Here is a 19,781-nt window from a genome sequence, read left to right on the forward strand (position 1 = left end):
GGCGCAATCATGGTTTGACGATCGAAAGGACCGATTCCCTGCAGGTGACGAAGAGCCCATATGCGCTGGCCCCGACCTCGCCGGAAGGTGCGGAATTGCGCCATCGGGTGATGTTTTTGAGCGTCGGCCAGACGCCGCGTGCCGATCTTATCGGGGACATGCTGACCAATCTCGATGTGCCGATCGAAGCACTCGAAATCGGCGCGCTGGACGGGCTTTCCAAAGCCGAGATCGACGATCTCAGGGTCAGGCCAGGCGAACAGAGCATCGTCACCCGGCTTGCCGACAATACCGACATTGTCGTGTCCAAGCCGCGGATCGCCGAGCGCATGGCGAAGATCGCCGCCGCCTTCCACCCCAACGAATTCGACCTCGTCGTCATCCTCTCGACCGGCCTGTTCCGCGATTTCGAAAGCACCTGCCCGACCGTCAATGCCCAGCGTGCCATGGAATCGGCGGTGATTTCGCTCGCCGCGCACGGCTCTTCCGTCGGCCTCATCCAGCCACTGCAGCAGCAGATCGAGGAACTCGATATCCCCGCGCTGGCGCCCTATAAGATCTGCGCCAGCTATGCAGCCGACGGCGACAGGAAATTGCTTGCCGGCGCGCTCGTCGATCTTGCGGATGCGGAAATCATCGTCCTGAATTCCGTCAGCTTTACCGAGGCCGACCGGCAGATGGTGGCGAAGGCGAGCGGCAAGCCTGTCGTCCTCGCCCGCCGCATCGTCGCAAGCGCCATCCGGCTCCTCCTGCATCGTTCGCAGCCTGTCACTCTGCCTGGCGTTTCGCCGGAATTTGCCGAAAAACTTCTTCGTCTGACGCCGCGCGAGCGGCAGGTCCTGTCGCTTGTGGCCGAAGGTCTGTCCAACAAGGCGATCGCCCGCCAGCTCGGCATCAGCCCGAAGACCGTCGAGATCCACCGCTCGAATGTCATGAGCAAGATGGAAGTCACGTCGTCCAATGCCCTGATCCGCATGGTCATCACCGCCGGCCATCCCTGATCGAAATAATCCGGTTCGCGCAAGAAAATTGCGCCAGAAGACCTCTTTGCCTAAAAATTGGTCGCCTTGAGCATGTCAGAATCATGTCGTTCTAGGGGCATTACCCTATAGTGAAGCCGCGCTTCCGGGCGCTAGGCTCCCTGTCGATAATGTCATGCAGGGAACGATGAGAGCATGCCTTCCACATCCAAGATCGCCTTTGTGACCATCGGTCAGACACCACGTGTCGATATCGTTCCGGAAATGATGGCCGAGATCGGCATCGGCCTGCCGGAAGGTCGCGTCGAGTTCCGTGAATTCGGCGTGCTCGACGGCATGAACTCCGCCGAGCTCGGTGCGATGCGCGCTGTCGACGGCGAGCATTCCTTCGCAACGCGTCTGAAGAGCGGCGAGGAGATCGTCACGTCCAAGGCCCGCACCGAGGAGAAGCTCAACGTTCTCTTGAAGAAGATCGATGCGCAAGGTTTCGAGCTCGTCGTTCTTCTCTGCACCGGCACCCGGATCGATCCGCTCGAAAACACGCTGGTCGTCGAGGCCCAGCGGATCGTCGATTCCACCGTCGAGGCACTCGCCGCTTCCTCCCGCAAGCTCGGCGTCATCTTGCCGCTCGAACGGCAGGTCAAGGATTTCGCCGATCGCCACGTCTTCAGCGGCGAGCCGAAATTCGTCGCCGCCTCCCCCTATGCCGGCGACGATGTCGGCGAACGGGCAAAAACGCTTGAAGGCTGCGACCTCATCGTCATGCACTGCATGGGTTATTCCGCCGGAATGCTGGATGAGGTGCGCCGCGCCGTCGATGCCCCGGTTCTATTGTCGCGCCGCGTCGTCGCGGGCGTCGTCCGTCAAATGATCTGATAGCCGAGCCACATTAAAAACAGAGGGAACCACATGTTCGGAAAAACCTTGAGAATCGTCGCGGTCGCGGGACTGCTCGCCTCCTCGATCCTCGCCGCGCCCGCCGGCGCCTTTGAGCGCACCGACAAGGGCAATGTCATCGTCTTCGGCGGCCGTCAGGCCATCCCGGTCCTCGATCCGCATATCCGCTACGACTGGTCGACGCGCATGATCCAGCAGTCGGTCTATGATGCTCTGGTCAAGTACGAAGGCAACCCGGCTGAGATCAAGTCCTGGCTCGCCGAGAAGTGGGAAACCAGCGCCGACGGCAAGAGCTGGACCTTCCATCTCGCCAAGAACGCCAAGTTCCACAACGGCGATCCGGTGACCGCCGAAGCCGTGCGTTATTCCTTCGAGCGCGGCCTGAAGCTCAACAAGGGCGTCGCCTGGATGCTCAAGGACTTCCTGGCGCCGGAAAACATCGTCGCCGTCGACGCCAACACCGTCCGCTTCGACCTAAAGGCGCCCTACGCACCGTTCCTCTCCTTCCTGCCCTGGTGGTACATCGTCAACCCGGCTGAGGTGAAGGCTCATGAAGTCGACGGCGACTACGGCCAGAAGTGGCTGACCGACCATGCAGCCGGTTCCGGCCCCTTCAAACTCGGCCGCTGGGAACCGAACGTTCTTTATGAAATCGAAGCCAATGACACCTACTGGAAGGGCTGGCCGCAGGGCGAGAAGAACCGCCCGGCCGGCGTCATCTACAAGATCATCCGCGAACCCGCCGCCCAGAAGGCTGCCCTGCAGCGCGGCGAAGCCGACATTGTCGAAGGTCTGACGCCGGACGACTACATCCAGATCAAGCGCGTGCCGGGCGTGGTCATCGAGGACCATAAGGGCATGACCACCTTCGGCATCAAGTTCAACACCCAGAAGGGCCCGACCGCCGACATCAACCTGCGCAAGGCAATCGCCTATGCGGTCGACTACGATGCCCTGATCCAGATCTACAACGGCGCCGCATCGCTCGAGAGCAGCCCGCTGCCGGACGCCATGAAGGGCTTCGTCTCGGTTCCGGGCGTCCCGCGCAAGGACATCGCCAAGGCCAAGGAATACCTGGCGAAATCCGCCTATCCGAACGGCGGCATCACCCTGCCTTATGTCCATGTCGCCGGCCTCGAAGAAGCCCGCCGCATCGGTCTCGTGCTGCTCGACAACCTGAAGGAGCTCGGCATCACCGTCGAGGTCAAGCCGGAACAGTGGCCGAACATGGTCGCCGCCGGTTCCAAGGTCGAGACTTCGCCGGCCATGACCTCGGTCTTCACCACACCGGTCTCGACCGACCCGGACGCCGTCGCCTACCAGTATCACAAGGCGAGCTGGGGCCAGTATTACGCGATGATGTTCTACGACAATCCGAAGGTCTCGGAGATGATCGACCAGGCCCGTGCCGCCACCAACTGGGATGACCGCGCCAAGCTTTATGCCGACATCCAGAAGCAGATTGTCGCCGACCAGCCGGAAGTCTTCGGCATGCTGCAGAACCGCCGCTGGGCGCATCGCGACTATCTGCAGGGCTTCCAGTTTAGCCCGGTCCGCTTCACCGGCGAAGTCGATCTCTACCCGATGTGGGTGAAGGCCGAATAGAAACTGGCTTGCGTCCCCTCTTGCAGCCAGCATGATGCGCATGGCCAGGCCATCCCAACCGGCCGGGCCATGCGCAGTTTTTTAGAAGATAGCCACCGGAGAAGACGATGTTGACATTCGCCTTCCGCAAAGTGCTGACGCTGGTCGGAACCATGATCGGCATTGCGGCACTCACCTTCGTCATCACCAATGTCGCGCCGGGCGATCCCGCCCGCCTGGTCGCCGGCCCCAACGCGACCGAGGACATGGTGACGACCATTCGCACCGAATACGGCCTCGACAAGTCGCTGCCCGAACAGTTCGTCGTCTATATGGGCGATCTCATGACTGGCGATCTCGGCCAGTCGATCGTCACCACCAGGCCGGTGCTGGAAGAAGTGCTGCGTTATGCGCCGGCAACGCTGGAACTGGTCTTCGTCGCCATGACGCTCGGCATCGTCGTCGGCGTGCCCCTGGGCATGCTGTCGGCCGTCTATAAGGACGGCCCGATCGACCATGCGACCCGCATCTTCTCGATCTCGGGCGTCGCTCTGCCGGCCTTCTGGTTCGGCATCATCCTGCAGCTGACATTCGCGGTCGATCTCGGCTGGCTGCCGGTTTCCGGCCGTCTGCCGCTGGTCACCCGCCCGCCGCAAACCGTCACCGGCCTACTCCTCGTCGACAGCCTGTTCGCCGGCCGGCTGGACACGTTCTGGATATCGCTGCGGCATATCATCCTTCCGGCAATCGTGCTTTCCTTCCCCTGCCTCGCCTCGATCCTGCGCGTCAACCGCGCCGAGATGATCGAAGTGCTGCAGTCGGACTACATCGTCGCGGCCCGCGCCCACGGCATCGCCTCCTTCCGCATCGTCGCAATCTATGCGCTGAAGAACGCGCTTCTGCCGACGCTGGCGATGATCGGTCTGCGCTTCGGCTGGATGCTCGGCTCGACCGTTCTCGTCGAAACCGTCTTCGATTGGCCGGGAATCGGGCTTTACGCCGTCTCTTCGGCGCTTTCGTCGGATTTCAAGCCTGTCATCGGCGTCACGCTGGTAATCGGCTTCTTCTTCATCGTCGCCAACACCCTTGTCGATCTCGCCTATGCGTGGATCGATCCCCGCCTCAGGAGCGCCTGATGACGACGCCCGTGGAACTCTCCCGGCCCCTCACCTTCCGCGAACGGCATGAAAGCAAGATCCGCCAGTGGCGGCTTTATGCCCACATGTTCGGCAAGAGCTTCTCCTCCATGCTCGGCCTCGGCCTGGTCGTGCTCTTCCTGTTGCTTGCAGCACTCGGCCCTTGGCTCGCGCCCTATCCGGAAGATACCGTCGGCGCCTTCAACATGGCCAACAAGCTGATGGGCCCGAGCGTCGGTCACTGGTTCGGCACCGACGAGATGGGCAGCGACATCCTTTCGCGCGTCATCATCGGTGCCCGCACCTCGCTGTGGATCGGGCTGATCATCACCGGCGTCGGCGCCGTCATCGGCGTGCCGCTCGGCATCATCGCCGGTTATCGCGGCGGCTGGGTGCGCGCCGTCATCATGCGCATCACGGAGCTTTTCCTCGCAGTACCGGGCTTGGCTCTCGCGCTCGCGATCGTCGCCGCACTCGGCCCCGGCATCACCAATTGCGTGCTGGCTCTGTCGCTCGTCTGGTGGCCGGGTTATGTGCGGCTGGTGGAGGCAAAGACGCTGTCGGTCAAGGAAGAACTGTTCGTGGAATCGGCCCGCTCGATCGGCGCCAAAACGCCGTGGATCCTCTGGCACCACATCCTGCCGAACTGCATGTCGCCGATCATCGTCAAGATGAGCATGGACATGGGCATGGCGATCCTGTCCGCCGCCAGCCTCGGCTTCATCGGCCTCGGCGCCCAGCCGCCGGCACCGGAATGGGGCGCGATGATCTCGGTCGCCCGCACCTACATGCCGGACTGGTGGTGGTATTCGCTGTTTCCGGGCGCCGCGATCTTCCTGACCGTGCTCGGCTTCAACCTGCTGGGCGACGGCCTGCGCGACATTCTCGACCCCCGGAGCCGCGACCGATGACCGGACCTCTTCTCGACATCCAGAACTACCGGCTCGATATCAGCACCTTCGACGGCCCGGTGCACGTGCTGAAGGATATCAACCTGACCGTCAACCGCGGCGATACGCTCGGCATCGTCGGCGAAAGCGGTTCAGGCAAGACGGTGCTGGTGCGCTCGGTGCTCGGCATCGGGCCGAAGGCCTCAAAAGTCGTCCAAGGCAGCATCGCCTTCGACGGACAGGATATCACGGCGCTTTCGGAAAAAGACTGGAGGAAGATCCGCGGCATCCGCATCTCGATGATCTTCCAGGACCCGATGACCTATCTGAACCCGCTCTTCACCATCGGGCAGCAGATTTCCGACGTTATCGCCGCCCATGAAAAGGCAGCCGGCCACGGCGTCTCCTTAAAGGCCATTCGCCGTGCCCGCGCCGAAGACCTGCTTGACCAGGTCGGCCTGCCGAACCCGGCCATGCTGTTCGACCAGTACCCCCACCAGCTTTCCGGCGGCATGCGCCAGCGGGTGCTGATCGCCATGGCGCTGTCAGGCAAGCCGGACCTGCTGATCGCCGACGAACCGACGACGGCACTCGACGTGACGGTCCAGGCGCAGGTGCTCGACCTCATCAATTCGCTGGTCGAGAAGCTAAACCTCACCGTCATCATGATCAGCCACGATATCGGCGCGATCGCCACGATCGCGAAACGTTGTGCGGTCATGTACAAGGGCGAGATCGTCGAACAGGGCCTGACGGCGGACATCCTCAGCGCGCCGAAGCACGAATACACCAAGCGCCTATTGGCTGCCGTGCCGGACATCGATACCGCCGCGGCAAAGGTCGTCGCCGAACCGGCAATCGGCACGCCGGTGAAACCCGGCGTGCTTCTGGAAGCGATCGACCTCAAGAAGGTCTACCGCAGCCAGTCCGGCAGCGAGGTGACTGCGGTCGACGGCATCAACCTGTCCGTAGCAACCGGCGAAATCTTCGGCGTGGTCGGCGAATCCGGTTCCGGCAAATCGACGCTGGCGCGCATGCTGCTGCGGCTGATCGAGCCGACCTCCGGCGACATCATCTTCGACGGCAGGAACATTTCCGGCCTGACCGGCGAGCCCATGCGGTTGATGCGCCGGCACATGCAGTTCGTTTTCCAGAACCCGCATTCGGCGCTTAACGGCCGCCACACGATCGGCGACGCGATCGGCGAGCCCCTGCGCATCCAGACAAGCATGGGCCGCCGCGACATCGAGGCGCGCGTCGAAGCACTGCTCGACATCGTCCAGCTGCCGAAAATGTTCAAATACCGCTATCCCCACGAACTCTCCGGCGGCCAGAAGCAGCGCATCTGCATCGCCCGCGCCATCGCCCTCAATCCGCGCCTGCTGATCCTCGACGAACCGACTTCCGCGCTCGACATCTCGGTGCAGGCGCAGGTGCTCGACTTCCTGCAGGAACTGCGCGCCGAACTCGACCTCACCTACGTCTTCATCTCGCACAACCTGGCCGTCATCCGGCAGATCTGCGACCGGACCATCGTGATGAAACGCGGCGTGATCGTCGAACAGGGCGAGACGGAACGCCTTTTCCTGTCGCCGCAGCACGAATACACCAGGGCGCTGATCGAAAGCGGACGCAAAACCTCGCGCGCGGCCAACTTGTCGGCCCCCGCCGGCTCGTGATGAAACATACGTTTGCAAAAAAATAATTGTGCAGTGCAGCAACGCTTCCCATATAGGGGGACGTTGTCGTTGATCACTGCCATCCCGGCAATGATTGCCAGGAGGCATGATGAGATCGTTGTCGGATACGCTGGAGCGGCTCGCCCGCTTGAAATCACTGGGTTGGGAACCGACCGACGCGCCCAGCCATCTGGCGGCGCTTGAAAGTTTCGGATCCAACCCCGGAGCGCTGGCAGCCAAGGTTTACGTGCCCTCCCTGCTTCCCAAACACCCCGCCCTCGTCGTCGTTCTCCACGGATGTACGCAAACCGCATCCGGTTATGATCACGGCACCGGATGGTCGAAGCTCGCCGAACGGCATGGCTTCGTGGTGCTCTTGCCGGAACAGGTCCGGGCCAACAACGGCAATCTCTGTTTCAACTGGTTCCTTCCGGGCGACACGCGCCGCGGCCAGGGCGAAGCGCACTCGATCCGCCAGATGATCGATGCCGTGGTCTCCCGGCACGGGATCGACACTTCGCGCATCTATGTGAGCGGCCTGTCCGCAGGCGGCGGCATGGCCAACGTCATGCTCGCCACCTATCCGGAAGTCTTCGCGGGTGGCGCAATCATCGCAGGACTGCCCTATGGCGTCGCCGCGACGGTGCCCGAAGCATTCGACCGGATGCGCGGCCACGGCCTGCCGGCACCATCGATGCTTCAGTCGCGGCTGAAAGCCGCTTCCACCCATCAGGGACCCTGGCCAACCATCTCCGTATGGCAGGGCACCGAGGACAAGACGGTCGCGGAGGCGAATGCGCAGGCGATCATCGACCAGTGGCGCGGCGTTCACGAGGTCGGCCCGCGGCCGGACCTCAAGGAAAAGATCGACGGCCAGACGAGAACCGCGTGGAAAGATTCCCGCGGCAGGCAGGCGCTCGAATATTACAGCATCGCCGGAATGGGCCATGGAACGCCGATCGATCCGACGCTCGGCGGCGAGAACGCCGCGCCGTATCTGCTGGATGTCGGCATATCGTCGACGCTTCATTCGGCAGAAAGCTGGGGCCTGCTTCGCGAAGGTGCGGAGCCGTTGCAGGCGAAGACTGGCGGCCCCAAGCGGGCATCCGTTTCTTCTCAGGAGGCAAAAGAGCCTGAAGGTATCCAGCAGATCATCGAGAATGCGCTTCGCATGGCTGGCCTGATGCGCTGATAAGACCTGGAGAATAAGCGCGGCGACGGTCGGGGGGAGAGGGAATGGCCGCCGCCGAACGCTCCCGGCTTAAACGCCGGAAGCTGCAATATCCGCGTCGAGACGTTCGCGAGCCTTCTTGGGCAGTTTCGCGGTCTTGACGGCCTCCAGGTTGGCTGGCGCATTGCCGACAACGATGAGGCCAATCATGCCCATGCCGACATGCGGCGAGCATTTCACGGCATATGCCCCCTCAACGTCGAAGGTGACCTTGACGCTTTCGTTCATCTGGCCCTTGAACGGCTTTGCACCTTCCGGGATCAGCCCCTCGATGGTCTCGGCATTGTGAGACTTGTCCGTCGGGATGAAGGTGACGGTATCGCCCTTGGCGATCTTCAGGGAGCCCGGTTCGAATACCATCGCGCCGTCGTTACCCTTGTTGAGCATGTGCACTTCGAAATCGGCAGCCGACGCCACCGTGGCGCAGACAGCCGTGACGATCGCCGCACCGACCAGGGATGCCAAAATCTTCTTCATTTTCTTACTCCTTTTCTGGAAGCCCACGGCTTCGTTGGAATTCACACTAGAGCAAAACCGCCGGTGCTCTTTGACGTACGACAAACGGTTTTGAGTTTGTCGCGGCTCGCTTTTGCGTCGGTTTGGGCCCGGATGGCGACGTGATGGTCACGTTGTCCAACCCACTTGCCGAAGCGTCTTGAGAAAGGGCGCATACCAGCGGGTGGATTTGACCAGGCGGAAGCCCAGATTGTCCGGCGGGATTCCCACTGCGCAGCCGCCGCCTTTCGGATCGCGGATGAAGGAACTCATCGGCGAGCGATGGGTGCCGACCGTCACATAGACGCCGCAACTTTCCTCGAAGGCCCGAACGGAACCGTTCGCATAAAGATGGACCCTGCGATGGCAGGTCGAGGTCCACTCCCAGATGTTGCCGCCAAAGTCGGCCAGACCATATTCGTTCTCCCCAAAGCTTCCCGTCGGCCGAGGGGTGGGATTACCCGCGGCCCGCTCGCGTGCTTCGCGCTCGTAGTCGGCGAGCCACCGCAGCGCGGGGTTCTTGCTGTCCGGATCGAGGCCGAGAGCATCGTCCGGAAACCTCTTGCCCGCGGCCTGCGCCAGTTGTTCGTCTGTCGGCAGGGTCCAGTATTCACCGGTCACCTCGGAGAGCCAGCGGGCATAAGTCGTGGCATCGTCGAAGCTCACGCCGGTGGCAGGAACGTCCGTCCTTGATGTAGCCGCTTCTGGCGATCTGCAGGCGCCTGCGGAAACGCACGTCCGGTATTCCGAGGCCGCGACATGATTTTTCATGATCGTAAGGCTCGGCCCCGCGACCACCGTCTTCATCGGCGCATCGATCGGTGCCGTGCCCTTCAGGAACTCTCCGTCACTCCTGTAGCTGTAGCTGCGGGCAGGAACGACGACCGTCGCGGGCTCATAGACCGCGCCCTCTGGGGGCGCCGGCCTCATGAAGCCCGCCTGATGGAAGATACCTGCCGCCAGCACGGCGATCAGCGTGATCGGAAGCCCGGTATGGAGGAGCGAGAGCTTTGGCCTGTCGTGTGTGCATGGCATGTTCGCCTCCCGAGGCGAATTCTGGCGCTTGCGGGGGATGAAGGCCGGCCGGGAACAGGCTCATGCCATGCTCCCGGCCGTTTCCGATCAGGTGCCGCTCGGCGCAAGGACCGACGTCATCAAGTCGTCGTTCCAATCGCCGGTGACCTTGAAATGCGCCGCCGCGCCCAGTTCGAAGGCCTCGATCAAGTTGTGGTTGACGTAGGCGTATATGCCGGGCTGCTGGAAGGTATAGAACGCAGCGCCCGCTGCCCCGCCCGGGATGAACCACGTTTCCTGGTCAAGGTCCGGAGGGTTGGCAAACTTGCCCGTGGCCCAGACATAATCGCCGTGGCCCCCGATGAGGTGAGGCCGGGTGTCCCGGTTTGCCTGCGAATGGACGATCAGCACCTTTTCGCCGACAGCGGCGGTCATGGCGTTCTGGCCAGTCAAGGCACCGACGGCCCCGTTGAAGACGATATGCGTCGGGGTCAGCGTCCGCATCACCTTGAGCGTGTCTTCATAGGCTTCGCCGGCGCTGTCATATTTCTTGAACTTGCCGTTCCCGTCGCGGGGGACGTAGAAATCCTGCTCACCCACATAGTAGATCTTGTCGTAGGTCAGCGGTTTCCCGTTGCCGTCCTTGAGACCGTCGCGCGGGAGCACCATGATAGCGCCGTTCATGCCCGAGGTAACGTGCCACGGCACCATTCCGGGAGGTGCGCAGTGGTAAACGAAGACGCCGGCCTTGGTTGCCTTGAATCTCAGAACGGTTTTCTCGCCTGGGTTCACCACGGTCAGCGCACCGCCACCCAAGCCGCCGGTTGCCGAATGGAAGTCGATATTGTGCTGGAGTTCGTTGGTGTCGGGGTTGATGAGCGTCAGCTCGACATAGTCGTCCTGATGGACGACCATGAGCGGGCCCGGAACCGACCCGTTGAAGGTCATCGCATTGATCTCGGTGCCTTCCTTGTCGATGACGAGCTTCTTCTCCTGGATGGTCAGCGTAACTTCGATCACCTTTGGCGGGCCGTCTGCTTTCTGAGCATGGGCATGCACGAAAGGCGGCTTCACCAGCTCGATTTTCTCGCGACGGAGGCGCGATAGGTCCACCGGTTTCATCTTCGCCGGGGGCGCTTCGTCCGCATAAGCGAAGGAAGCCTGCACGACCGGTGCGATTGCGCCAACGAAGGCTGCCCCCGCGAGGATCGAGCGTCTGGTCATCTGAATCGTGTCGGTCATGGTTTCTGTCCTTCGGAACAAGGGGCGGAGTAAATCGCCGTCCTCTGGAAATAGAATTTATGTCTACGCCAACCTCTTCTCTTTGACGTGAAACAAACAGGGCATGGGCATTTGCTTGCGCTTTCGCAAGAAAACGGGGCAAATCTCGTCCTATGCGGATTTCAGCCTAAAGAGCGTGGCGGTGGATCGCATCCCGGTCGAGGGACATTCCCCAGCCAGGCGCATCCGGGATCTGGGCCGTACCGTCGACGAGCTTTATCTTTTCCTCGTAGAGCGGCGCGAACCATTCCACATATTCCAGGGAATGGGCGGTCGGGACGTGGGCCAGCAGCTGCAGGCTCATTTCAGGGAAAAGATGCGAGGAGATCGGCAGATCAAAACTTGCCGCCAATGCGCCGACGCGAGCGAATTCGGTAACGCCGCCAACCCGCTGGAGATCCGGCATGAGAATGGAGGCGGCGCCCATTTCGATCATCCGCCGGAAACCATAGCGGGTATATTCATTTTCACCGGACGCGACCGGCATGCGCAGGGCTTTTGCCACCTTGGCCGAATCCTCCAATGCGTGGGCCGGCACCGGTTCTTCGAACCAGGCTATATCCAGGGGTGCCAAAGCGTCGCCGAGCTTGATCGCGGCGTCAGCGTCGAGCACCTGGTTGGCGTCGATCATCAGCCCGATATCGCTGCCGATCGCTGCCCGAACGGCCTTCACGCGCGGCAGGTCGACGTCGATCCGCCCAGCAAGCCGCAGCTTCATCGCCTTGAAGCCGGCTGCAACAAAACCTTCCGCCTGCCGGACGAGTGAGGGAATGTCCTGAGTGAGCCATAGGCCGCCGCTCGCATAGGCTGGAATAGTCTCACGGCACCGGCCCAGCATCCGCGAGATCGAAAGCCCGGCGCGTTTGGCTCTCAGATCCCACATGGCGCCATCGATCGCGGAAACGCCCATGATCGAGACGCCCGTGAAGCCGATGAAGTTGATGCGCCGCCAGGCATCAGCCCAGAAGGCGCCCGTATCGTCTGGATCGCGTCCGATCACCGCATCCCGCAGCACATGCACCATGCTATCCAGCAGCTTCAGTTGCTCCGGCCGGATGGTGAAGATCAGGTTTTCGCCCCGCAGTCCCTCGTCGGTAACGAGATCGACGACGATGCAGGAGAATTGATGGATGGTCGCCGTGGCATTGCCGAGCGGTTCCGCAAGCGGCAGGCTGACGGCGGTGGTAGTGAGATCGGTGATTTTCATGGGATCGTTACCGGTTCAGGGCACGGGGAGCTTCGGTGTAGATCGGATCGTCGACGAAACCGCCGCCCTGCCACTTGGCTTGTGACGATCCTCTGTCAGGAATGCCGGGATTGCGTTCCAGTTCCGAGCGGTAAATCTCCGAACTGTCCTTCGGAACCCAGCCCAGATAGGCGGAAGCAGAATTATCCCACCATTTCGGCTGATTGTCCGAAACGCCCCAGATCGTCGGGCAACCGAGATAAGGAGCCTTGAAGACCCTCTCCGCAAGCGAAGCCATGTCGTCGAAACTCAGCCAGATCGACAGCATCCGCACCGTCGTCGGCCTAGGCCAGCAGGCACCGATGCGGACGATCGCCGTTTCCTGGCCGAATTTGTGAAAATACATCTGCGCCAGACCCTCGCCGAAGCATTTCGAGGCGCCATAAAGGCCGTCCGGCCTGGTCGGCTGATCGACGCCGATGAACTGGTCCTGCCGGTAGAAGCCGACCGTATGGTTGCTGCTGGCAAACAGGATGCGCGGTTTACTGTGCTTTCGCGCCGCTTCATAGAGATTGTGCAGTCCGCGGATATTGCTGTCGAGAATGCTGGCGAAGGTGTTTTCGGAAGGAACGCCGCCGAAATGCAGGATACCGTCGCACCCTTCCACCATGCGCAGGACGGCATCGGAATCCGCCAGGTCGCAGGCAAACGGCTCCTCGTCGGCCGCGGCATCGTCCAGTGGGGCGATATCGGAAATGCGGATGATCTCCGCCAGGTGCCCGAGCCGCTGGCGCATGGCCTTGCCCATGTTGCCGGCCGCCCCGGTGATCAGAAGCCGCTTCATCCCCATTCCTCCTCGATATGCTGCCGGCAATCTAGAAGGTGCCCCGAAGGGGCGTCAACTCATAATATGACTTGAAGACCAAAATAGGATGCCAGGGCATTGACTGCCCGACGTCGAGATCAAAATAACGCAAAATGCGTTGTTTTATCGGCCCGTATCGATTGACGAAGGTTATCTTTTCGGTCTTCATATAGCGCAGCAGTCATGTGACGTCATACTCTCACTTGAGTGCCTGGATGGAGGAACCCCAGATGAAATGGATGAAGCATGTGGCTCTGGCCACGGCTCTGACGCTGTCTGCGCCGATCGGCGCATACGCAGATACCCCCGCCGACCAGCTGATCGTCGGCCTCAGCATGAACAATATCCTGACCCTCGACCCGGCGGCGATTTCAGGCCGCGAGGCGACAGGCGTCATCGCCAATCTCTATGACACGCTGGTGGAACTCGCCCCGGACAAGAAGACCGTCAATCCGAGCCTCGCCAGCTCCTGGACGGTGGCGGATGACGGCTCGATCACCTTCACGCTGAGGGATGGCGCAAAGTTCACGTCCGGCAATCCGGTCCGGACCGAAGACGTCGTCTGGTCGATCAAACGTAATATCAGCCTTGGCCTGGTCGGGGCGGGCGTCTGGTCGTCCTTCGGTTACAAGGCCAACAATATCGACCAGCTGCTGACGGCTGACGGCAACAAGATCACCCTCAAGCCGGCTCAGCCGACCGATCCGCAGCTCACGCTCGACATTTTTGGCAAGCCGGATGCCAGTGCGGTCATCGATATGAAGACCGCCATGAGCCACGAGACAAACGGCGACAAGGCAGCAGCCTGGCTGAAGATCAATGCCGCCGGTTCCGGTGCCTTCAGCCTGACGCGCTGGTCCTCCAACGAAATGCTCATCCTGACGCGTTTCGACGATTATTGGGGCGAAAAGCCCAGGATGAAGCGCGTGATCTTCCGGCACATGCCGGAATCCCAGACCAAGCGCCTGATGCTGGAAAAAGGCGACGTGGACGTCGCGATCGGCCTTTCGGTTCCCGATATCGCCGCGCTCGGTAAGAACAAGGACGTCGAGGTGCAGAGCACACCGAGCTCGGGCTTCTATTTCCTCGCCGTGAGCATGAAGGACGAGCGCTTCAAGAACCCGGACGTGCGCCTCGCGATCCGGTATCTGATCGACTATGACGGCATCAACAAGACGATCATGCCGAATTACGGCACCAAACGTCTTCGCCCGGTCGCCGAAGGCGTCATCGGCAGCTTGGCCGATCCGGACTATAAGATCGATGTCGCCAAGGCCAAGGAGCTGCTCGCCAAGGCGGGTTATCCCGATGGTTTCCCGGTCAGGCTGCTGACGCTCAACGAGCCGCCTTTCACGGACACCGCCACCGCGATCCAGGCGACCCTTGCCCAGGCCGGCATCAAGGCCGAAATCGTCCAGGGCGCCGGCGACCAGATCTATGGCCCGATGCGCGAGCGCAAGTTCGAGATGCTCGTCGGTCGCGGCGGCGGCGGCCAGGAGCCGCATCCGCATTCCAACCTGCGCGCCCTGGTCATCAACCCGAACAACGCCGACGACGCCAAGCTCAGCGGCATCATCGGCTGGCGCACGTCCTTCTTCGACCAGCAGCTGAACGACATGTCGGCCAAGGCACTGGTAGAGCGTGACCAGGCGAAGCAGAAGACGGCCTATGAAGACATTCAGAAGCGATACGAGGAACTCGTTCCTGCGCTGCAGCCGATTTCGGCGGTTGTCGACAGCGTCGTCTATCGTGCCGACGTCAAGGGCTATGTGAACCACTACGGGTGGACGGTTCGCCTGCGCAGCGTGTCCAAGCAGCGCTGACCACTCAAGCTATCAGTCCCTCCCAGGACGAACGCCCGCAACCTCGGTTGCGGGCGTTTTTTATGGGCCGCCAACGCTTGGCCGCGGACACGAAAAAGCCGGCAGGGCGGACCTGCCGGCTGATGCGCTCGGGGAGAGGGTTGGAGAGGAGGACGCCTATTCGGCCGCCTGCACCCCGAGAGCGCCATTGCGATAGGGCTCGCAGAGAGCCTCCATCATCTTGATTTCTTCGGCGGTCAGGTCGGTCAAAGGGGCGCGAACCGGACCGGTGTCGAAGCCCATCAGCCGCACGCCGGCCTTGATGGCGGAAACGGCATAACCCTTCTGGCGGTTGCGGATCTCCATGAACGGATAGAAGAAATCGGTGAGGATCTGGTTGGTGGCGGCCGTATCGCCGGCGCGGAGCGCCTTGTAGAACGTCTGGGCCAGCGCCGGAACGAAGTTGAAGACCGCCGACGAATAGGTGGTGACGCCGGCGCCGAGATAGGCGTCCGCAAAAAGCTCGGCCGTCGGCATGCCGCCGAGATAGGTCAGGCGGTCACCCATGATCGCGGTGATCTTGCGCACCAGGCCGATATCGCCGGAACCATCCTTGAAGCCGACCAGGTTTGGGCAGGCCTCGCAAAGGCGGGCCAGCGTTTCCGCCGTCAGGATCGAGTTGTCGCGATTGTAGACCATCACGCCGATGCCGACCGACTGGCAGACGGTCTTGATATGCTGGTAAAGGCCCTCCTGGCTGGCATCCATCAGGTAATGCGGCAGCAGGAGAATGCCGTCGGCACCGGCCTTTTCGGCAGACTTGGCGATCGAGACGGCGATCCGCGTGCCGTAACCGCAACCGGCAACGATCGGCGTGCTGCCGGCCGAAGCCTTGGCGGCGGTGATGATCTCCGGAATTTCGGAGGGCTCCAGAGAAAAGAACTCGCCGGTGCCGCCGGCAGCAAAAAGCACCGAAGCATCGAACCCGGCCAGCCAGCCGACATGCTGCTCGTAGGCCTTGCGGTTGAAGAGGCCGTCCTTACCGAACGGCGTGACGGGGAACGACAGGAGGCCGGCGCCGAGCGCATGCTTCAGTTCATTTGGATCCATAGACATGACAGTCCCTTCCTGGTTGATTTCCAGAAGGCTACCAAGTCATATTATGACTGTCAATAGTTGTATTATCTTTGTGGAAAACTCACGGTCGCCGTATCAGCGATCGATAGCGTTGCTGGCTCCCCTTGAGATGCATGCGCATGGCGTCGCGAGCAGCCGAATCATCGCCATCCGTGATTGCGCGGGCGATCCGGGCATGTTCATCCTGGATCTGGGCCAGGTATTCGGGCGGCGAAATCTCGACCTCGCCCTCCTGCAGCAGCGATCGCGGAATCATCTGCTTGCCGATCGCCTCCAGGAGTTCCCGGAAACGCGGGTTGTTGGTCGCATCCGCGATGGCAAGATGGAAAGCCCGATCGCTTTCAACGGTTGCCGCACCGGCAGCAATCTGCCGTTTGATCGTTTCGAGACATTCGAAGATCAACTCCTGCTGTGCCGGCGACGAGCGAACGGCGGCAAGGCCCGCGGCCTCGATCTCGATGGCGGCGCGGACTTCCAGCATCTCGATGATCGAGGAAACCCGGCTGGCATCGACGGTGCGGAAGCCGCCCTGAAGCCCGGCTTGTGGCGCCAGCACGAACACACCGACGCCATGGCGGACCTCGACGAGATTATCGGCCCGCAACGAGGCGATCGCCTCGCGGATGACCGTGCGGCTGACCTCGTATTGCTGGGTCAGTCCGCTTTCCGTGGGCAGTTTGTCACCGGGTTTCAACGCGCCACTCGTGATCGCATCCCGCATCCGCCGACCAACCGTCTCGACCAAGTTGCGGCCTTTTCGGGAAGGTGCCTCCCCGGTGATGTTATCTGCTCTCTTCAATGCCTGCCCGCTCTCTCGCTTTGCCATTTCAGCCACTTAGAGGGGTAAAACCTGCCCGTGTTGTCAAGCACCGGGCAAGAATTTTATTGACGCCCGGCCACGGACCTATAGTATGAGATGACCTATGAGGTATGATGACACTGCGGACCGACGCATATTTACCGTCGACCCGTCCACGAGGGAAGAATGCTCAAGAGACTGCTTCTAACCGGCGCCGCGGGGGGTGTCGGCCGGGCAATCCGGCCGATGCTGAGGGAGATCGCCGAACACGTCGTGCTGTCGGATATCGGTGAGATCGCCGATGCGGGCGTGGGCGAAACCTTCGTTCAATGCGATCTGGCGGATGCCGCGGGTGTCGCAAAGCTGGTCGAAGGCGTCGACGGCATCATTCATCTCGGCGGCATTTCCCTCGAAAAGACGTTCGATCTCATCGTCCAGGGCAATATCGTCGGCCTCTACAATATCTATGAAGCCGCCCGGCACAACGGCCTGCCGCGCATCGTCTTTGCAAGCTCCAACCACGTCGTCGGCTACTATCGGTGCGATGAAAGGCTGGACAACACGGTCGTGCCGAAGCCGGACTCCCTCTACGGAGCTTCGAAGGTTTTCGGAGAAGCGATTGCCAGCCTCTATTTCGAAAAATTCGGACAGGAGACTTTGTCTGTCCGCATCGGTTCGTGCTTCGAAAAACCGGCCAACACGCGCATGCTGGCGACCTGGCTCAGCTATCGTGATTTCTTTTCCCTCTGCCGGCGCGCCTTTGCTGCCCCGCGGATCGCACATACCATCGTCTACGGCGCCTCTGCCAACGACGAGCAGTGGTGGGACAACCGCAATGCCGCTTTCCTCGGCTGGAAACCCGAGGGCACATCCGCAAAGTGGCGCGTCGAAGTGGAAACGGCGGCCGGCAGGCAAGACCCGACCGATCCCGCCGTCATCTATCAAGGCGGCGCCTTCGCCTCGGCCGGCCATCCGGACGATGCGTGAACGACAGGCTTCCGCCGCCCGACGGGCGGCTCCGATCCGGCCCTCGCCGGGTCCCGACATGAAATGGCGGAGGTTCGTCCCTCCGCTTCTGACAGGAGGAATTTCGTGAAGATCGTAGACGTCAATGTGCGCGTATTCTCCCATACCACGCGCCGTCACCAGGATACCGCTGGCCATGCTCATCCGGGCCCGCCGCACAAGGTCAACCTGGCGCTGCTGACCATCGTCGATGACGACGGTGCGGAAGGCTATTGCTTTGCCCCGCCGGAAGTCGTTCGCCCGCATGTGATCGACAAGTTCGTCAAGAAGGTGCTGATCGGCGAAGATCCGTTCGCCCGCGAACGGCTGTGGCAGGACCTCGCGCACTGGCAGCGCGGCAGCGCGATGCAGTTGACCGACCGGACGCTCGCGATCGTCGATTGCGCCCTGTGGGACCTTGCCGGCCGCAAGCTGAACATGCCGGTTCACAAACTGATCGGCAGCTACCGCGAAAAAATCCCGGCCTATGGCTCGATCATGTGTGGCGACGAGCTGGAGAACGGCCTCGCGACGCCGGAAGATTATGGCCGGTTTGGCGAAACGCTCGTCAAGCGCGGCTACAAGGGCGTCAAGCTGCACACCTGGATGCCGCCGGTCTCCTGGGCGCCTGATGTCAAGATGGATCTCAAGGCCTGCGCCGCCGTCCGTGAGGCGGTCGGTCCGGATATCCACCTGATGATCGATGCCTTCCACTGGTATACCCGCACGGAAGCGCTGGAACTCGGCAGGGGTCTCGAAAAGCTGGGCTTCGACTGGATCGAGGAGCCGATGGACGAGCAGAGCTCGGCCTCCTACGCCTGGCTTGCGGAAAACCTCGACATTCCGGTCCTCGGTCCGGAAAGCGCCGGCGGCAAGCATTTCAGCCGCGCCGAATGGATCACCTCGAAGGCCTGCGACATCCTGCGCACCGGCGTCCATGACGTCGGCGGCATCAGCCCGGCAATGAAGACCATGCATCTGGCCGAATCCTTCGGCATGAACTGCGAAATCCACGGCAATGGCGCTCCGAACCTGATCGTCGCGGCCTGCACCAAGAACGCGAAATGGTACGAGCGCGGCCTGCTGCACCCGTTCCTCGAATATGACGACGGCTTCGAATACCTGAACGCCCTGGTCGACCCGATGGACGAAGACGGTTTTGTTCATATTTCCGACAAGCCGGGCATGGGCGAAGACATCAACTTCGACTTCATCAACGCCAATCTGGTCGAGTGAACCGTTTATTCTGCCTCCCAAGCAGGAAAGAGAAGCCCGGTCCCTTTGGGGCCGGGTTTCTTGTTTTTGCAGTCCGCCAAGCCTGTCGTCGGTGATTGGATCCTCGGGTCAAGCCCGAGGATGACGAGTATGCTGAGAGGACTGACGAAAAACAGCAACCGCCTCGCTCGCCGAAACATTGTAAGGACCCGGTTGCTCTGGGCACGGGGCACGCCCTCTCCTCCGTCATCCTCGGGCTCGACCCGAGGATCCAGTTTCGGAGGATTGCAATCCTTCGCGCGGGAGGCGCTCAGACCTTCGCCGGTGACATCATTTCGCTGATTTCCGGCCCCTCGGCCAACACTCCGGAGCCCCGCGCAGTCACCTGCCGTGGCTTTTCAAAGATCGGAGAGCCCACACGAATGCGGAACCTCATAGTAAAATAATAGTATGGCTCCGCATTCGCGTGGCCTTCGGCGTCTTGTCGGGGCTTCCGGCCCCTACAGGTGATCATCTCGCCTCGCTGCGTGGCTTTATTCGCGCCCATCCTTTCGGGACAGGCCTGCCACTTGCACGGCTCAACCG

At 61.7% G+C, this 19,781-nt stretch carries 17 protein-coding genes; 10 read left to right on the plus strand and 7 right to left on the minus strand.

Annotated features, from left to right (window positions below):
* Positions 1–44: 44 nt before the first annotated feature.
* The 7 genes from AC1DLT_RS26210 to AC1DLT_RS26240 all read left to right on the plus strand — a co-directional run bounded on the left by AC1DLT_RS26210 (position 45) and on the right by AC1DLT_RS26240 (position 8,358).
* Positions 45–1,001, plus strand: a complete 957-nt coding sequence (locus AC1DLT_RS26210) for an AroM family protein (protein WP_247135373.1) — start codon at positions 45–47, stop codon at positions 999–1,001.
* Positions 1,002–1,175: 174 nt separating this feature from the next.
* Positions 1,176–1,856 (plus strand): AroM family protein, encoded by a 681-nt coding sequence (locus tag AC1DLT_RS26215; RefSeq protein ID WP_477488704.1) that lies wholly within the window; start codon positions 1,176–1,178, stop codon positions 1,854–1,856.
* 48 nt (positions 1,857–1,904) lie between these two features.
* On the plus strand, positions 1,905–3,482 hold the full coding sequence (locus AC1DLT_RS26220; protein WP_477488705.1) for an ABC transporter substrate-binding protein: 1,578 nt from the start codon (positions 1,905–1,907) through the stop codon (positions 3,480–3,482).
* Between the two features lie 107 nt (positions 3,483–3,589).
* Positions 3,590–4,597 carry an ABC transporter permease gene (locus AC1DLT_RS26225; protein WP_477488706.1) on the plus strand — a complete coding sequence of 336 codons (1,008 nt, stop codon included), beginning with the start codon at positions 3,590–3,592 and terminating at the stop codon, positions 4,595–4,597.
* Positions 4,597–5,508 carry an ABC transporter permease gene (locus AC1DLT_RS26230; RefSeq protein ID WP_038546146.1) on the plus strand — a complete coding sequence of 304 codons (912 nt, stop codon included), beginning with the start codon at positions 4,597–4,599 and terminating at the stop codon, positions 5,506–5,508. Before AC1DLT_RS26225 ends, AC1DLT_RS26230 begins: the two co-directional genes overlap by 1 nt.
* Positions 5,505–7,166: an ABC transporter ATP-binding protein gene (locus tag AC1DLT_RS26235; protein ID WP_477488707.1), complete on the plus strand. Its 1,662-nt coding sequence runs from the start codon at positions 5,505–5,507 to the stop codon at positions 7,164–7,166. The genes AC1DLT_RS26230 and AC1DLT_RS26235 overlap by 4 nt, the downstream gene beginning before the upstream one ends.
* A gap of 109 nt (positions 7,167–7,275) precedes the next feature.
* Entirely contained in the window at positions 7,276–8,358 is a 1,083-nt protein-coding gene (locus AC1DLT_RS26240) for an extracellular catalytic domain type 1 short-chain-length polyhydroxyalkanoate depolymerase (protein ID WP_477488708.1), read from the plus strand.
* A 69-nt stretch (positions 8,359–8,427) separates the two neighbouring features.
* On the opposite strand, the gene AC1DLT_RS26245 is transcribed toward AC1DLT_RS26240, so the two are convergent.
* The 5 genes from AC1DLT_RS26245 to AC1DLT_RS26265 form a co-directional block, all read right to left on the minus strand.
* A complete protein-coding gene (locus AC1DLT_RS26245) occupies positions 8,428–8,874 on the minus strand; it encodes a pseudoazurin (RefSeq protein WP_247033604.1) in 447 nt (148 codons plus the stop codon).
* Positions 8,875–9,021: 147 nt separating this feature from the next.
* Positions 9,022–9,927: an SUMF1/EgtB/PvdO family nonheme iron enzyme gene (locus AC1DLT_RS26250; protein ID WP_477488709.1), complete on the minus strand. Its 906-nt coding sequence runs from the start codon at positions 9,925–9,927 to the stop codon at positions 9,022–9,024.
* Between the two features lie 87 nt (positions 9,928–10,014).
* Positions 10,015–11,148 (minus strand): copper-containing nitrite reductase, encoded by a 1,134-nt coding sequence (nirK, locus tag AC1DLT_RS26255; RefSeq protein ID WP_477488710.1) that lies wholly within the window; start codon positions 11,146–11,148, stop codon positions 10,015–10,017.
* Between the two features lie 166 nt (positions 11,149–11,314).
* Positions 11,315–12,394: a mandelate racemase/muconate lactonizing enzyme family protein gene (locus AC1DLT_RS26260; RefSeq protein ID WP_477488711.1), complete on the minus strand. Its 1,080-nt coding sequence runs from the start codon at positions 12,392–12,394 to the stop codon at positions 11,315–11,317.
* A gap of 7 nt (positions 12,395–12,401) precedes the next feature.
* Positions 12,402–13,217 (minus strand): NAD-dependent epimerase/dehydratase family protein, encoded by an 816-nt coding sequence (locus AC1DLT_RS26265; RefSeq protein WP_477488712.1) that lies wholly within the window; start codon positions 13,215–13,217, stop codon positions 12,402–12,404.
* A gap of 260 nt (positions 13,218–13,477) precedes the next feature.
* Here AC1DLT_RS26265 and AC1DLT_RS26270 point away from each other — a divergent pair, with 260 nt between their 5' ends.
* Positions 13,478–15,061, plus strand: a complete 1,584-nt coding sequence (locus AC1DLT_RS26270; RefSeq protein WP_477488716.1) for an ABC transporter substrate-binding protein — start codon at positions 13,478–13,480, stop codon at positions 15,059–15,061.
* A gap of 156 nt (positions 15,062–15,217) precedes the next feature.
* On the opposite strand, the gene kdgD is transcribed toward AC1DLT_RS26270, so the two are convergent.
* Positions 15,218–16,150, minus strand: coding sequence for a 5-dehydro-4-deoxyglucarate dehydratase (gene kdgD / locus AC1DLT_RS26275; RefSeq protein WP_477488717.1), 933 nt, complete (start codon positions 16,148–16,150; stop codon positions 15,218–15,220).
* A gap of 88 nt (positions 16,151–16,238) precedes the next feature.
* The gene (locus tag AC1DLT_RS26280; RefSeq protein ID WP_293405758.1) at positions 16,239–17,003 is read right to left on the minus strand and encodes a FadR/GntR family transcriptional regulator; all 765 of its coding nucleotides are present in this window, start codon (positions 17,001–17,003) and stop codon (positions 16,239–16,241) included.
* Between the two features lie 159 nt (positions 17,004–17,162).
* On the opposite strand from AC1DLT_RS26280, the gene AC1DLT_RS26285 reads away from it, so the two are divergent.
* On the plus strand, positions 17,163–17,963 hold the full coding sequence (locus AC1DLT_RS26285; protein WP_477488713.1) for an NAD-dependent epimerase/dehydratase family protein: 801 nt from the start codon (positions 17,163–17,165) through the stop codon (positions 17,961–17,963).
* Positions 17,964–18,068: 105 nt separating this feature from the next.
* Positions 18,069–19,217: a mandelate racemase family protein gene (locus AC1DLT_RS26290; protein WP_477488714.1), complete on the plus strand. Its 1,149-nt coding sequence runs from the start codon at positions 18,069–18,071 to the stop codon at positions 19,215–19,217.
* The last annotated feature ends 564 nt before the right edge of the window (positions 19,218–19,781 follow it).

Source organism: Neorhizobium sp. 05N33, from assembly GCF_056397445.1.